The following is a 16,822-nucleotide window of genomic DNA, read 5'->3' on the forward strand; positions in this document are numbered from 1 at the left end:
AAGTCTAGCCCTATATAAAACTTTACTTGGCATGGGCTAGCTTTAATTAGAGCCTGTTTTTTCATTCATATATACTGCCGGTACTTTCAACTTCACTTCTATGCCTTTATTAGGCTTTGACCAAGCAGATATCTCACCTTTAAGTAACTGTGTGACTAGGTTATAAACGATATGCATACCTAAACCACATCCTCCCTGACTGCGCTTAGTAGTCACAAAAGGATCGAACATAGTCTGTAAATTATCTGTATTCATCCCTACACCATCGTCTTTATAAACCAGCGACCAATAGTTATCTATTTGTTGGATTATTACTGTGACTCCACCAGACTCTTTTCCTTCAAAGCCATGCAATATCGAGTTGTTATATAAATTGGTTAGAATCTGATATAACGCACCAGGATAGGTATCTACATTCACCTCCTCATCACCTTCGATATCCAACGTTATTTTCTTCCCATTTGCCAAAGGACCTAAAGACTTAAATACATCCTCAACATAACATTTTACGTTTATCTCTCGCTGGACTTCACTGGAGTGATCAACGGCAACTTGCTTAAAGTTACTAATTAACTCTTTGGCACGGTCAAGGTTTCGACTCATCAATAAATAACCCTCTTGCTGCTCCTCAATAGACTGCTCTAAATCAGATTGTTTAAGCGTTTGATTTTTTAATTTAGTCGCGACCTGTTGCAAGCTTTCTTGGTTATACGAAATTGCCGTTATAGAAATACCTAGAGGAGTGTTTATCTCATGAGCAATACCAGCAACAACATTACCAAGTGAAGCCATTTTTTCACTCTCAATGAGCTCTTGCTGTGTTCTTTTGAGTTCGATCATCGCCTGTTCTAATTTCTGATTTTTTTGATAAAGCTCATCAGTACGTACCGCAACTTTAATTTCTAAATCTTCATTTAAAGCCTGAAGTGCATTTTGATGTGCTTTGAGCTCAGCGATGTCTTTTAACGCACCTGCTAACCGTTTAACCTTGCCATGACTGTCTCTGCTAACAACCTTGCCTCGTTCCAATACCCATGTCCATTGTTCATCAATCGTTTTAACTCTAATGGCAATCTCATACGTATCTTGCTCACCTTCTAGACAAGCTTCTAATTTCTCTTCCCAAGCAATGTAATCTTTTGGATGTATAAACTGCACAGCGTCATGGACGGACATCTCTGACTTGCAGTGTCCATATTCAATTCGAGGCTTCACACTGTGGCGATAAATTTTATCTGTATCAATATGCCAATCCCACATTTCATCCTGACTGGCCCACAAAGAAAGCTCTAAACGCTCCTGCAATTCATTCATTATTTTATTGTCATTAACAACTTGCAAGAATCGCTTTTGTCGCTGCCTAAACCACATGACAAGAAGAAGTGATAGAAGAATGAAATAGAGTGTTTTAGTCAAGTTACTCCACCACCACGGCGCATTAATTTTGATATCAAAATGATGGACTGGAGATGTTTGATTAAAACGATTAATTGTATAAGCCTGAACTTGATAATTGCCTGGGTTCAATTTCAGCAAATTAATTTGCCTAACACCGTCAGCAAGCTTAAGCCACTGCTCACTGAGCCCAATGATGCGATAATAAAACCTAAGGCCTTCAGAGCCATAATCCAAACTTGAGTAATGCAAAGACACAATATCTTGATCATATTCAAGCTCCAGAAAAGTGGTAAGTTCGGGTGCTAATTTTAATTCTCTGTTTATCGACGGATGTAATGTTTTACCCAATAACTCAATATTGGAGGTTAATAATGGCCTAATTAATGGAGATATGGTTATTTGCTCAGGATGAAATTGATTAAATCCATTTGACCCACCAATGAATACTCGTCCATCTGGCGCTAGCCAACTCGCATTATAATTAAACTCATTGCCTTGCACGCCATCTACAGGTAAGAAATTATCAATTTTAAAGTCATGAATATTTATCCGTGACAAACCACCACTCGTGCCTAGCCAAATATGATCTTGCTCGTCATACAAAAGGGCCCAAATTGCACTATTTGCTATCCCGTCCTGCCTTTTGATGGTTCTAACCACAGAAAACGTATTATCAATAACAGAAATGCCCGTTTCACTTCCAGCCCAGACCCGACCAAAGCTATCAGCTTGCAACATAAATACGATATCAGAAGCCAAGGCGTCTGCAATAGTAAGTTGTATTAAGCTGCCCTCCTCATATTTGAAAAGCCCATCGCCGATACTACCAAATATAAGCGCATTACCTTGAGGCAATAGTGATGAAACGTGACTGGGCGCATTCTCCAAGTTTAAAAATGGCTCTAACTTGTTTGATGATTCGTTGAAAAATAACAAACCCATTGAGCGTGAGCTCACCAAAATTCGACCTTGAAACTCAATGATGTCATTAAAACTCAACTCAGGGCCTTTACCGACATCGGGAATAATATTCAATAATGTTCCGTCATCTAAGTTAAACCGATAAACCCCCAATCCACGTGTTGCAATCCACATATATTGGTCGCGAATATACAACTTAGTTATAAATGCACTCTCAACAACCGAGAGGTTTGGGAAAACTCGATGTGCCTCTTTAAATCCTGTTCCATCAAAAAAATACAAGCCTGAAGAGGTTGCCAGCCAAAGTCTATCAAACCTATCTAATGCAAAATTTCTTATATCAGGCTCAGGCAATGGGCTATGAGGATAGTTAAAAGCACTGATATGACCGAAGTTCTCACTTAATTGGCTAATGAAATGTAACCCACCTGTCTCAGTACCAAACCATAGATCTTGATTACTGTCGACCAGTACAGACATAATGCTGTTGTCTTGTAAGCCAAGTCCCTGACCTTCGTGCTTAAACCAGTGCTTTTTGAAATTACCATTCAAGTCGTATAAATAAACACCATAATTACTGCCAACGAATAATTTCCCTGTTGATATGTGCAAGTTGTTTAATTCAAGCCCAGCTCCGGCACCAACTGAGATCTCCCATAGAACACGCTCGTATAATGTGTCATAGCTGAGCAATTGATTTTCTTTGGTGATCAGAAAAACGCGTTCCCCGCGCAAGGCCAGATACTTAAATTCTCCTTCGAGCAGCAAGTCACTTTTCCTAGACTGCAGGTTAAGCGTACTGAAGCCGCTTTCAGTGATATAAAAAACTTGATTATTGTAGGCAATCCCATGGCTAGGAAAACGGCCAGCTAAATCTAGCGCAACCGGCTCGAGTGTCACCTTGTCGATAAGATAAAAGTCATGATTTTCAGTAGTAACCGAAATATAATTACCGCTGCAATTGAGTGTTTTTACTCTGTCTGAAGTAATGGCTCGGTAATTTTCTTCTAAAAAACTTTGAAAGCGTCCTGTCACTGTATGGTATGCGCTGAGCCCTGTGCTGGTGCCTATCCAAACCGTTTCACCACTATGACAAAGCCCTGTCACAAACGAGCCAGCTAGCTCGTTGGGGTTTTGTTGCGTACTGCTAAATTGTTTAAATTCATGGCCATCAAAACGATTAAGCCCAGCCTGAGTACCAATCCATATATAACCTAGCTGATCTTCGGTAAGTGCCATAATCGTAACTTGACTGAGACCTGACTCATAGTCAAACCGCCTCATAACTTGAGAGGTGTCCGTAAAAACAGGATTAGCAGCCGTAACAAAAACAGCACACAGTAAAGCAACACAAAAGGTACCTTGGACCAGAGGATTAATAACCCGTATTAATTCCGTACACATCACATGCAAGCGCTGTATTAAAAGCATAAATGCCACTTAAGTCTCTATACTTAAACGTAACTATAGCAAAAGCTGCGTGTAGCGCTTTAATACGTGATGTTTAGTTTAAATCAAATTGGGTTACTTCGCCTGTACCGTGAAGTAGAGTGTATTTGACCAGTTTACCCTCATCCATACTCACCAAGCTAATCGCAGAGTCCGAAACCAAATACCGACCATTTTCATAATCAGATTTATGCTTAGAAACAGCCAGCTGCCAACGTTTTGTAAATAAGTTAAATGGGCTCCAAGTAGCGAAAAAAGCAATATCCAGTTTTTCCAAAATCGCCAATAGCCCTTTGGGGAACTCATTTTTAATCCCCGAAGCAGTTAGCTGCCAGATCCGATTGTCATGACGACCAAACCTCGCCTGAACCGAAAAACAAAATGAATAATGTACATCACCAGATAGAATAATTGTTTCCTTAGGTGTATCTTCTCGCTTAAATATATCAATAAGCTTTCTTGCTGCTCCCTCGTGAGCCATCCAGTTTTCAACATCAACAACTAATGGCTCGCCACAAGCATTAAAAATTGCCTGAATGGTTTCAATAATTTTCACCCCAAACACTGGCGCAGGACTTACCAACAGTACACTTTCATGATTAATCAGTACTTCCTGTAACTCCATCAGGCTTTCCCAATCCATTAAGCCACTGGGCTCATCAAAATCTTGCTCGCTTCTCCACCGGTGTGTTCTTGTATCGATCACAACGACTTTAGGTGTCGTATCTAAACAATAATGCCATTGGCCAAATCGATTTATTTTTTTATCAAAACTTTTGAAGTGCCAAACATTATCTTTTAAAGAATCGGAAAATCCGGCTAACAAACGTCCTGACACTTGGTGCGCATCATTGCCAAGACCTTGAAACAACCAATATGCGATCAGCCCATTATTGACAATGCGCTTACTAACTTGAGAATTGGCAATATTTTGCTCCCACCTAGGCGTTAAATTCCAATCATCTGTCACATCATGATCATCGAACATCATTAATGTGGAAACGTTGGCCATCAATCTTTCCACGCTAGGTAGAGTTACAATAAATTCTTTCAGTGCCCTTGATTCAGCTTCAAATAACGTTTGTTGCTTTGCGCTCAAGCTTTGAATGTCAAATTCAAAAGGGGCTACTAGCTGCCATGCCTTAGCACTGAAGTTTAAGACATAAAAAGCCACAAACTCTTCTATCGAGACAAGATGATTAGCTGCTTTAACACTGGAAAAATGAGGTTCATCTTTTCGTAACCAATAACCCAACGTGAATTTACTTCGATTGTTCCAAGGCTCCTTGGGGAGAAAAGAGTCCCTGTTGTAAAGCTGGTCACCCATTGTATTTGGCAGCGTCAAAGCTAATGCTTGTTCTTTATATATCCCAAGTATGTCAATTAACTGATGAACTGCCACAAGCATTGGGCCAGCGACATCATCAGCATAAACTTGATCACCTGATAAGATCAGCAAGCTCGCTCGCTCATTACTATTCTTATAGCTTTGAGCCATATAAGAATCAGCTTCAACAAGGCTATCTTTAGTTGGGTGATGTGGATTTCTGCACGAACCATGCAGTACATTTTTTAATATCTTGGGAACAACTATCTGGGGGGAATTTTGATAGCTCACACTGGTTAGTTCAACCTTTTCGCCTGCATTGAAAAGCTGATAAGGTATCTCTTCGTCTGTCTTAAACTCCCCTTGTCGCGGAGTAACACATACAAAAGTCAAAAATAGCGCATCACCTAGGCGAATGTCAGTTTGCTCTGATGACGTTTGGTGCCCCTTTAACTCAACCTTTAAATTTGTTTTTCTCGTAGTAACGAACTGCAAGCAAATCTGGTGAGGCTCAGCTCTGCGGACCATAGGTCCGCACAAGAATAGGGGAAGGTTAGATTGATTCACTACTTTGATTACTGCGATTTGCTAAACTAAAAAGCTGGTAAAAATTTTCGGTCGTCGCGTGTGCAAGCTCTTTGTATTGCAGCCCTCTGAGATCCGCAACAAAATAAGCTACATCCTGAACATAAGCTGGTTGGTTAGTTTTACCACGGTGGGGGACCGGCGCTAAATAAGGAGAGTCAGTTTCAATCAAAAGTCTGTCAAGAGGTAGCTTTTTCACTACTTCTTGCAAATCAACCGCATTTTTAAATGTGACTATCCCTGAAATCGAAATGTAAAAACCCATATCAATTGCTTTTTTCGCCATATCCCAGTCTTCAGTAAAGCAATGTAAAACACCGCCACAATCTTGGGCGTTATGGGCCTTCATTATGTCGATGGTATCCGTTCTTGCATCTCTTGTATGAATTATCAGTGGCTTTTTTAGTTCATTTGCAACGTCTATATGTCCGGCGAAGCTTTCCTGTTGAACTTGATGTGTATCCTTCGCGTAATAGTAATCTAATCCGGTTTCACCAATAGCAACAACACGGGGATGTTGAGCTAACTCTAGTAGCTCATTTTTATTTAACGCATCACTTTGATTCAAAGGATGTACACCGCATGATGCAGACACATCTTTAAACGGCTCGATGACTTTCAACATATTAGGGAATTGATCAAGCGTGACACTGACACATAAAAAGTGTTCAACTTGCTTATCGCGTGCAGCCTGCAAGACTTCTGGCAACTGAATATCTAACTTGTCAAAATCTAAACGGTCAAGATGACAATGTGAATCTACTATCATTACTACTTTCTTACATCGTATATGTTGGTTTATCTAAATTGAGTGCAGTACCCAATATTTTTATTATTTTATCGTTTAACAATTCAAACTCAGTATCAAAACTGATACCTACACCCGGTGGGTTTGAGTTTTGTGCCCCCTGAGGCGTGATCCAAACGACTTTACCTGTCACTTCTTCTTCTTCCAACGCGTCAGGTAGCATCAGCCTCATAGACACTGGTGTCCCCATATCAAAACGGCTATTGGTTTTTACAAACATGCCGCCATTTTTTAAAAATGGCATATAACTGCGATATAACTCGTCGTTGTCTTCAATATCGACTAATAATTCTTGCATGATATTCAATCCTGTTTTAGCACGCGCTGAAGTCCAAATACCAAGTTGGACAAGCTCAAAAGCTTATTTATGCCCAAAATTTTATGATGATCAGACATATATTTTTTAATTTGCTGTGTGCAATTATGATACTGCACAAAATTAATTTGATCAGCCACTAGTTCTTGCTTAACAGCAGAAATTAAAAAGCGCGCAAACACGGTATGCAAACTAGTGCCTTTTGCAAGTGAGCTTTCAAGTGCACTTATATCAGAAATGCTTGTAATATCATGCGCTACTTTCCATAAATAATCCACTTCAGGCATAATCCCTTGATTGGACCACTGTTCAAGTAGCAGCGGCTGATTAGCGAAACTGTCAGCCCACAAGTGTGCATCACTCGAAATTCCTTTCATTGCTAACCATTGCTTTGCTACAGTTCCATCTGTCACTGCCACCCGTACTTGATTACAACGGCTCAACACAGTTGCCTTAACCTTGGATATATCATTGCACGTCATCAAGATATATCGTTTAGCTGCAGGCTCCTCCAATGTTTTGAGTAACGCATTTGCAGCTGACTCAGTCATTTTTTCTATTTGCTCAATGATAACAACCTTGTTACCACCCTGCTGCGCCGAGTGAAAAACAAATTCATTCAATGTCCTGACTTCATCAACCCCGATACTTCCTGACTCGGACGCTAAATGTAATAAATCAGGATGGTTTTGGGCGCGCAGTAACAAACAGCTTTTGCACTGACCACAGCTGTTGAGGCCGCTGTTCATACACAGTAGATCTTCACTTAAACTTTGTACAAGCGCAGTTTTTCCAACACCAACTAACCCGTGGATCAACTGTGCATGATGAAAGCGATTGCGTTCAAAGCTTTCTTGCATTTGAGATCTAACTAATTCAATCCAAGGAAACATTATGCCGCACCTTGATTACATTTATACTTCATGAATTGCGCATCACCAGCTCATCCACCACTTTAAGACACTGTTGCAATACTTGCTCTTGAGAATGTCGAGCATCCACAACAGTAAATAACTCTGGTTGTGCGTTTGCTTGCGCTAGGTATCCGTCTCTGGCTCTCTTTAAAAAATCAATTTTTTCGTCTTCTAAACGATCTAAACCCTCGCCTCGTTGCTGAACTCGCTGTAAGCCAAGCTCTGGTTCAAGGTCTAAAATAATGTTCATATCAGGTTTAAATCCGTTTAGCGCCAAATCATTAATTGTTTTAATGATCTTTAAATCAATGCCTCTTGCATAATGTTGAAAGCTGAAGGTTGCAGCATCAAAACGGTCAGAAATAACCACTTTACCAGCAGCGAGTGCAGGTTTTATTTTTTCTTCGATATGCTGTGCGCGTGCTGCGCCAAATAACATTAATTCTGCAATGTCCGTCATTTGAGGGGTCTCTGGATTAAGAATAACTTCACGGATCTTTTCACCAATTTCTGTACCACCTGGCTCACGAGTTAGTACCACTTCATAGCCTTTAGAAGTTAGGTAAGCTTCAATACCCTTAATCACTGTTGTTTTGCCTGCGCCATTACTGCCATCGCAAACTAGCATGAACCCTTTGCTCATTATCAATCACTCAAACTTAATTTTGGTCGTGTATAAGTGCCCTATACTACCGTTTTTTTTAACCTTTATCAGTACATGCTAATTCTTTTGCACACTAATCAGTCACCAGTACTGTATATATAGAGCTTTATTTATTACTCGACCCAATAAACCGCAACTTAAAATTAACAATGAAGTTTAAAAAAAAACCAACCTGAGTTGATCTATCTCAGATAATTTAAAAATGACAACGTAATCAAATTGATTTAAGTCTTTATTTCGCTGATTTGTCATTGAATTGTGTACAGTTAGACCTTAGTATTGTTCAAAATAATAATACGAAATATTTAGTTTTGAGTACATTAAGCCGATTTTTCTTACTTGAAGAAGAACAAAAACCAAAAGTAAACGTACCTACATGGCGACTAAGCGCCCTTCGTATTATTTTGGCGACGGGTTTAATACTGTGCTTAGGCATTTTTCTAAATAGCTTACCGGCTGCAATTGATTATAAGTTGAACTATGTTATTGCTTTGACTACTGGGTTTACGCTCGCAGTTGGTGCTTTATTATTATTGAGTAACCGCTCTTTTTATCTCACCGCACACTTATTGCTAATATGTATTATCACTGCTGGTGTAATGATCAAATTGTTTATCCCTAGTATTGAACTTGCTCACTTGGGTTCTATATTCGTATACATTACACCTATCATTGCACTGATATTAGTAGGGAAAAGAACAGCTGTTTTTTATGCTTTGTTAAACATTGTGCCTTTCATACTGATACTAAAAAACATAGATATTTCTGTCGTGCCAAAAGAAAACAGAATGTTGGTGGATGCTGTTTTACACATTCAGCTTTTACTGTTTTTTTTCTTAAATTGTTGTATTCCACTTGCGGTTTGGAGAACAAGCCTAGCGGCAAACCGCTTAAACCAGCACATGCATGATAATAACACCCTATTAAAATCACAAAAGCAGATTTACCAGCGTTTTTTCCAAAAGTCATTCAATGCAATTGTCTTAGTTGATAACGAACTTAATATTGTTGAAGCGAATGATAAGGCGAAAAGATTACTAAACATACAGACTCAACCTCTGCCATTGCAGCTGTCACGCATTACACCAGATAATGTTGATTACCTTACTTACGACAGTGAACTCGTTGATGCAATACCAAAAACATTTACCGTAGATGAGAAATGTATTGAAGTAGCAGCACAAGAGCAACACTCAAACGATATTAAAGCTTGGTATTTGCAAGATGTGTCAGATCAACAACAGCTTCAACAAGACTTACTCACCCTCGATGTTGCCCATCAACAAGCCAAGTACTTTGATAAGGCAACCAACCTCCCAAATAAAACATGGTTACTAGAGCAGCTGCAAGCACATATAGATAGAGGTGAACCTTTTGCCTTATTGATCGCTGATAATTTAAACAAGCATGTGCTTGATTACATGATTGATGGAGAGCAACACCGCACACTTTATGCACGAATAAACCAAATTGTAGAGCAAGATGCTGAGTTATTAGACCAAATTGCTTATATTGGTGCAGGACGAATAGCCATATTAGTAGAAGCAAAGGCGCCGTTAAAAGACATTGCACGCCGCTGGCACAAACAACTCGACTTTTGGCTAAAACTTGGGCAGCATCAATTTCATTCTAAGTATGCTATTGGGATTGCTACATACCCAGAGCACGGTTATATCGCCGAGAGATTATTAAAAAATGCACTACAAGCCTGTGAGCTTAGAGCGCCAAACCAAATGATCACCGTTTTTGATCAAATGACTCGCAGACAAACTTTAGCAAGACATGAAATGGCTTTACTACTTGAAAAATCCATCGAGCTAGGTGAATTAAAACTATATTTGCAAAGTAAGCATAATGCCAACAAAGAGATTATTGGTTATGAAGCACTAGCAAGGTGGCATAATCACCTTCTGGGCTGGGTTCCACCTTCTCAATTTATCCCTATCGCAGAAGAATTTGGTCTAGTAAACCAAGTCACAAGAACTATGTTGAAAAAGGTCTGCAAACTTTTAACTAGTACGCCCGACATTACTGTGCCTGTCGCAATTAATATTAGCTCAAGAGATATTGAAGACCCTAAGTTCATTACTTCAATTAAAGAAATAACTACTCAATACGGTGTATCACCCCAGTCTATTGAACTAGAGCTAACTGAATATAGTTTCGCTGAAGACCATAATCACATTATGGAACAGCTCAACAAACTTGGTTTCATTCTAAGTGTTGATGACTTTGGTACTGGGTATTCAAATATTGCTCGAGTGCTTGAGTGTCCAATACAAAGGCTGAAGTTAGATCGAAGTTTAATATCAGATATTAGTGATCTTAAAAAACAACGCTCACTATTACTCGGACTTAAAACCATATGTGAAAATATGCAAATTGCGTTATTAGCAGAAGGTGTTGAAACACAACAAGACTTCGAACGTTTAGATGCACTAGGCATTACTGAATATCAAGGTTATTGGTTTAGTAAACCCCGCAGTGCGAGTGATTTTGACTTCAGGAAAACTAAACAAATCACTGTCATAAATTAGTCATCAAAAAAGTGTTTAATGTGCTTGCTTAAACAGATTTGTTTGGCATTTGAATTTCCCCTTAAGATTTTTTAGCGCTTGAGTTTTCAGGCGCATTTTTCTTTTAGATGTCAGTGATGCAGCCAAATTTTAGGCAAAAAAAACCCAGTCGTATCACAACTGGGTTGAAAGCTAATTAATTGCCTAATTAACCAAGTAACTCACCAAGCTGCTGACTTACAGCGTCTACAGCTTGCGTACCATCTAGCTTGTGGTATTGCGTATTACCCGCTTCAGCTTCTTTGTTGTAGTAATCTACAAGCGGTCTCGTTTGGTCATGGTAGATACCTAAACGTTTGCGAACAGTTTCTTCTGTGTCATCAGCACGAATAATTAGGTCTTCACCAGTCTCATCGTCTTTGCCTTCAACCTTAGGTGGGTTGTAAACAACATGGTAAACACGACCAGAACCAGGGTGTACACGACGACCGCCCATACGCTCAACAATGATCTCGTCAGCAACATCAAACTCGATAACGTGATCAATAGTAATCGCATTTTCTTTCATTGCATCAGCTTGAGGAATAGTGCGAGGGAAGCCATCTAATAGGAAACCTTTCTCACAGTCAGGCTTGGCGATACGCTCTTTAACTAGACCTATGATGATTTCATCAGAAACTAGTTGACCAGCATCCATCACTTTTTTTGCCTCTAAACCTAGCGGTGTGCCTTCGCTGATAGCAGCGCGAAGCATATCGCCTGTAGAGATTTGAGGGATACCAAATTTTTCCATAAGAAATTGAGCTTGAGTGCCTTTACCAGCACCAGGCGCGCCTAAAAGGATAATGCGCATATTATGTTCCTCGATTCTGAGTTTACTGTATTTTAATTGGTTGGAATTTTTTCATATTGCGCCTTGATACTCAAGTCACTTATACCAATTGATTAGAGGTTTTGTACCCTATCTCGAATGTACATGAACATAATCAACTTATTGTGCAAAAACCATGCTCCAAATTCGCAGGTTTATAAAACTGCATTTTCAGTTAAGCGCTCAAGAGGATCACTACGCATAAAAAAGCCCTGCAAACTTGCAGGGCTTTATTTTAAACTTAGTTGCAATTATAAGAATGCACCAAGTGCTTTAACTTGGTCGATCATACGATTTGAGAAGCCCCACTCGTTATCATACCAAGCCATCACTTTAACAAGTTTACCCTCTGCTTTAGTTTGCGTTGCATCGAATACTGATGATGCTGGGTTATGGTTAAAGTCGATTGATACAAGTGGCAATGTGTTGTATTCAAGCACACCCGCCATCGCACCTTCTGCAGCAGCTTTTACAATTTCGTTTACTTCTTCAGTCGTAGTTTCGCGCTTAGCAACAAAAGTTAAATCAACCAAAGAAACATTCACAGTAGGGACACGAACCGCCATACCATCAAGTTTACCAGCAAGCTCAGGCAATACTAAACCAACTGCTTTTGCAGCACCCGTTTTGGTCGGGATCATAGACTGTGTTGCACTACGAGCACGGTATAAGTCTTTGTGGTACACATCACATAGGTTTTGGTCATTTGTAAATGCATGAATTGTAGTCATGCTGCCCTGCTCGATGCCAATGACATCGTTCAATGCTTTTGCAACTGGCGCAAGACAGTTAGTTGTACATGATGCATTTGAGATAATATTGCTGTTTTCGTTTAACACATCACTATTAACGCCGTGAACTACTGTCGCATCTAAATCCGTACCTGGCGCTGAAACGATAACTTTCTTTGCGCCCGCTTCGATGTGCTTAGCAGCAGCCTCTCGAGATGTGAAAATACCAGTACATTCTAGTACGATATCAACATTTAATGCCTTCCAAGGAAGGTTTGCAGGATCTCGCTCTTGAGTTAGCGTAATTTCATCATTACCGATAACTAAAGTATTACCAGCAAGTGTCAACTTTTCATTGAAACGACCATGTACAGAATCGAATTGAGTTAAGTGGGCATTTGTTTCTGCTGGCGCCAGGTCGTTGATAGCAACAATCTTGATTTGGTCATTTTGACCTGATTCGTAAAGTGCGCGTAGTACGTTGCGACCGATGCGGCCATAGCCATTAATTGCGATGTTGATCATGATTACATTCCCCTAATTATTTAACTTCACTTGCTTGTTTTGCAAGCGCTTCGATGGCTTGCCAGTCTTTATTTGCAATTAGCGATTTATCCAACATCCAAGTACCGCCAACACAAACTACGTTGTTTAACGCCAAGTATTTAGGCGCGCTTTCAAGTGATATCCCACCTGTTGGGCAAAATGTCACTTGCGGAAGAGGTCCACCAATTGACTTAAGCATAGGTGCACCACCAGCTGCTTCTGCTGGGAAAAACTTTAGAAACTTAAAGCCATGTGACGCTAGTTCCATTGCTTCACTTGGTGTAGCAGCACCTGGTAAAAATGGAATATCACTGCTTTTAGCAAGCTCTAGTAATTCTGAACTCACGCCTGGACTAACCATAAAATCTGCGCCCGCATTAACCGACGCTTCAAAAGAAGCTTTGTCTACAACTGTGCCAGTACCAACATATGCTTCTGGTAATGCTTCTTTGATTTGCTTTACAGCTTCAGCCGCTACAGGTGTTCTCAGAGTCACTTCAAGAGCACGCAATCCACCATTGTATAAAGCACGTGCCAGCGGAATTGCATCTTCTAATTCATCTATAACAATTACCGGTACTACGGGAGCTGCCGATAAGATTTCTTGTATTTTCATATTTACCCCATCCCCAATATTTTTATTCATCGATACCAAAGGCGCTAGCACCCATATCCGCACTACTCACCATATTTCTAAACCCGGTAAATAGCTCTCGGCCTGTACCAAATGTCAGCTCTGGTTGAGTGAGTTCTAATTCGCGATCTGCAAGTTCTTCATCTGAAACATGTAAAATTAAATCACCATTTGGCGCATCTAACGTGATCATGTCGCCTTCGCGGATCTTCGCGATAATACCGCCTTCGACGGCTTCTGGCGCTAGATGAATAGCCGCAGGTACTTTACCTGACGCACCTGACATACGACCGTCTGTGACAATCGCAACTTTATAACCTTGGTCTTGCAAGGTTGCCATTACTGGCGTCAATTTATGTAGTTCAGGCATGCCTTTGGCTTTAGGACCTTGCTCTTTAATCACAGCAATAAAGTCTTGATTTAGTTCGCCATTGGCAAACGCATCTTGAAGAGATGCCTGTGAACTAAATACTTTTGCAGGTGCAGAAACAAACTGGTGTTTCTCGGCAACGGCTGACACTTTAATGACCGCTTTACCCAAATTACCTGTTAATAGCTGCAAGCCACCTTGCTTGTTAAATGGATTCGATACGGGTCTAAGCACATCTTCATCTAAAGAGTTTTCAGGACATGGTACCCACTTAACCTTGCTTGGGCCTTCACTGTTGGTCATGATCACATTGGTATCAACATCTAAAACTGGCTCTTTGGTGTAATCGTCTAGGCCTTCACCAACAATGGTCTTAACATCATTATGCAAATAACCCGCATCGCGCAGTTCACGCATTAAGAAACCCATACCACCAGCTGCTTGGAAGTGGTTTACATCCGCTGAACCATTTGGATAAATTCGAGTTAAAAGAGGCACCACTTCTGACAGCTCTGCCATGTCTTTCCATGTGATCTGTACGCCAGCAGCTTTCGCCATTGCAACTAGGTGTATTGCGTGGTTGGTAGAACCACCTGTCGCGAGTAAACCAACTAGCCCATTGATAACGGTCTTTTCATCAACAATCTCACCAATTGGGTTGGCCGATTTAGTTTCAATTAGTTGTTCAAGCATCATTTTCACAGCACTGGCTGTTAGCCCATCTCGTAACTCAGTGTACGGATTAATGAATGAACTTCCTGGCAAATGAAGACCCATGATCTCCATCAGCATCTGATTTGAATTTGCAGTGCCATAGAAAGTACAAGTGCCCGCACTATGGTATGAAGCACTTTCCGCTTCTAATAGCTCTTCACGACTAACTAGGCCTTGTGCAAAGCTTTGACGGACTCGCGCTTTTTCTTTATTTGGAATACCAGACTCCATTGGGCCGGCTGGTAAAAAGAAAATTGGTAAGTGACCAAAAGAAAGTGAACCTATTAAAAGTCCAGGTACAATCTTGTCGCACACACCTAAACAAAACACACCGTCAAACACATCGTGTGACAACGCAACTGCGGTAGACATCGCGATAACGTCACGTGAAAATAAAGACAGCTCCATACCATCACGACCTTGCGTGACACCGTCACACATCGCAGGTACACCGCCAGCAACCTGTGCTGTCGCATCATACTTTGTCGCTATCTTTTTAATTAAGTCTGGGTATTCGATATAAGGAACATGTGCAGAAAGCATGTCATTGTAAGAGTTGATAATCGCTAGGTTTGGCTGATCGTCAGCTTTTAGTCTTGCCTTATCACTGCTTGAGCAAGCAGCCATTACGTGTGCTAAGTTACCACACCCAAGTCCAGCTCTTACGCGTGTTTGTTTTTTTGCTTCTTGTATACGCTTAAGGTAGGCACTACGAGTTGTCTGGCTGCGTTTAACGACTCTTTCAGTAACTTCTTGAATTCGAGGATGCAACATAATCCGCCTCTCTGCATGTTTAGAGGAAAAAGGCTCAGCACATCTCACATGTACTGAGCAGCTTTGATTTACCCGTTCAAAGGTACGCTGACAGGTTGTCTCTCACCTCAACCTGACACCGGTGTCACTGTATTAACTCACAATCATGACACCGGTGTCAACCTATTGAACATTAAATTTAGATTAAATTAGGTTCATATCTAAATTATGGACAAAAAAAGCCCAATCGCTAGGGATTGGGCTTTTGGCAAGTAGATGTAATTAAAACTGGTTATTTTTCAGCAGTCGACTCTCTAGTAATGAGCTTTGCTTCAAGCACTTTTTGATAAACTTCTGTGGAAGGATCAGATATTTGCAAAATCAATTGCTCAACAGCTTGGCGAGTCATCTCCTCTACCGGCTGCGCAATTGTAGTCAAACCCGGCCAAATATGTCTGGCGATCGGTGCATTATCAAAACCTGCAATGGAAATATCCTCTGGGACTCTTAGCTGCCTTTGCGTTGCAAGCTTCAACACCGCTGCAGCCATGTAATCGTTAGATGCAAAAACCGCAGTTGGCATTGGCTCCAGATCTAAAATCTGTTTTGCACTATCAGCACCCGAGTGATAACTAAAGTTACCCTGTGCGACTAAATCTTCGTTAAATTCAATTCCATGGTTAAGTAACGCATTTTGATACCCACTAAAGCGTTTTTCAGTTGCACTATGGTCTTGGTGACCCTTAATAAAAGCAATTTCTTTGTGACCAAGTGATATCAGGTGCTCAGTAAGTTCATATGCGCCCTGCTCATCATTACTGCGTACAGAAATAGAGGTATCGTCTTCTAAAGCTGATGCAACACGTGCGAACGGGATATTCTGTGTTTTTAAAAAATCTATTAGCTCTTGTGAATCAGAGAATGGCGGCGTCAATACCAAACCATCTAGCCTCGACGTGGTCAGCAATTGATCAACATTATGAATCAGCTCGTCACCTCTTAGCTCGCATGGGTGAATAAGCAAGTTATAGTTGAATTTGTGGCATGCTTCTAAAGCCCCGCTTTGCACCCGAGTTATATAACTCTTACTTGGATTGTCATATAAACACCCAATGATAAAGCTTTTATTGCGCGCCAGTCCGCGCGCAATGGGGTTTGGCTTATAGTCGAGCTCTTTAAAAACTTTGAGTACCTTTTCACGCGTAGCGGGACTAACATTAGGCTCATTATTGAGTACTCTAGAGACCGTTTTCTTCGATACTCCAGCATACTCAGCTACGCTGTTAATGGTTACTTTTTTCATAC

12 protein-coding genes are annotated in these 16,822 nt (G+C 40.6%); 1 reads left to right on the forward strand and 11 read right to left on the reverse strand.

Annotated features, from left to right (window positions below):
• Positions 1-42: 42 nt before the first annotated feature.
• The 6 genes from QNM16_RS05710 to tmk form a co-directional block, all read right to left on the reverse strand.
• On the reverse strand, positions 43-3,750 hold the full coding sequence (locus QNM16_RS05710; RefSeq protein WP_284019590.1) for a sensor histidine kinase: 3,708 nt from the start codon (positions 3,748-3,750) through the stop codon (positions 43-45).
• Between the two features lie 73 nt (positions 3,751-3,823).
• Positions 3,824-5,623: a metallophosphoesterase family protein gene (locus QNM16_RS05715; RefSeq protein WP_284019591.1), complete on the reverse strand. Its 1,800-nt coding sequence runs from the start codon at positions 5,621-5,623 to the stop codon at positions 3,824-3,826.
• 25 nt (positions 5,624-5,648) lie between these two features.
• On the reverse strand, positions 5,649-6,449 hold the full coding sequence (locus QNM16_RS05720) for a TatD family hydrolase (protein ID WP_284019592.1): 801 nt from the start codon (positions 6,447-6,449) through the stop codon (positions 5,649-5,651).
• A gap of 10 nt (positions 6,450-6,459) precedes the next feature.
• A complete protein-coding gene (locus tag QNM16_RS05725; protein WP_284019593.1) occupies positions 6,460-6,786 on the reverse strand; it encodes a PilZ domain-containing protein in 327 nt (108 codons plus the stop codon).
• Positions 6,787-6,791: 5 nt separating this feature from the next.
• Positions 6,792-7,697 (reverse strand): DNA polymerase III subunit delta', encoded by a 906-nt coding sequence (holB, locus tag QNM16_RS05730; protein WP_284019594.1) that lies wholly within the window; start codon positions 7,695-7,697, stop codon positions 6,792-6,794.
• 28 nt (positions 7,698-7,725) lie between these two features.
• Positions 7,726-8,361 (reverse strand): dTMP kinase, encoded by a 636-nt coding sequence (tmk, locus tag QNM16_RS05735; protein ID WP_284019595.1) that lies wholly within the window; start codon positions 8,359-8,361, stop codon positions 7,726-7,728.
• Between the two features lie 332 nt (positions 8,362-8,693).
• Between tmk and QNM16_RS05740 the strand changes: the two genes are divergently transcribed.
• Complete coding sequence (locus QNM16_RS05740) at positions 8,694-10,919, forward strand: GGDEF domain-containing phosphodiesterase (RefSeq protein ID WP_284019596.1); 2,226 nt, start codon at positions 8,694-8,696, stop codon at positions 10,917-10,919.
• 187 nt (positions 10,920-11,106) lie between these two features.
• Here the strand turns inward: QNM16_RS05740 and adk are convergent, their stop codons facing one another.
• From adk to QNM16_RS05765, 5 genes are all read right to left on the reverse strand, one after another.
• Complete coding sequence (gene adk / locus QNM16_RS05745) at positions 11,107-11,751, reverse strand: adenylate kinase (RefSeq protein ID WP_063364027.1); 645 nt, start codon at positions 11,749-11,751, stop codon at positions 11,107-11,109.
• Positions 11,752-12,020: 269 nt separating this feature from the next.
• A complete protein-coding gene (gene gap, locus QNM16_RS05750) occupies positions 12,021-13,025 on the reverse strand; it encodes a type I glyceraldehyde-3-phosphate dehydrogenase (protein ID WP_039609764.1) in 1,005 nt (334 codons plus the stop codon).
• A 16-nt stretch (positions 13,026-13,041) separates the two neighbouring features.
• On the reverse strand, positions 13,042-13,662 hold the full coding sequence (locus QNM16_RS05755; protein WP_284019597.1) for a bifunctional 4-hydroxy-2-oxoglutarate aldolase/2-dehydro-3-deoxy-phosphogluconate aldolase: 621 nt from the start codon (positions 13,660-13,662) through the stop codon (positions 13,042-13,044).
• A gap of 22 nt (positions 13,663-13,684) precedes the next feature.
• Positions 13,685-15,538, reverse strand: coding sequence for a phosphogluconate dehydratase (edd, locus tag QNM16_RS05760; RefSeq protein ID WP_284019598.1), 1,854 nt, complete (start codon positions 15,536-15,538; stop codon positions 13,685-13,687).
• Positions 15,539-15,809: 271 nt separating this feature from the next.
• The gene (locus QNM16_RS05765) at positions 15,810-16,820 is read right to left on the reverse strand and encodes a LacI family DNA-binding transcriptional regulator (protein WP_284019599.1); all 1,011 of its coding nucleotides are present in this window, start codon (positions 16,818-16,820) and stop codon (positions 15,810-15,812) included.
• Between the last annotated feature and the right edge of the window lie 2 nt (positions 16,821-16,822).

It is taken from the genome of Pseudoalteromonas umbrosa (genome assembly GCF_030125375.1).
Lineage (GTDB): Bacteria > Pseudomonadota > Gammaproteobacteria > Enterobacterales > Alteromonadaceae > Pseudoalteromonas > Pseudoalteromonas umbrosa.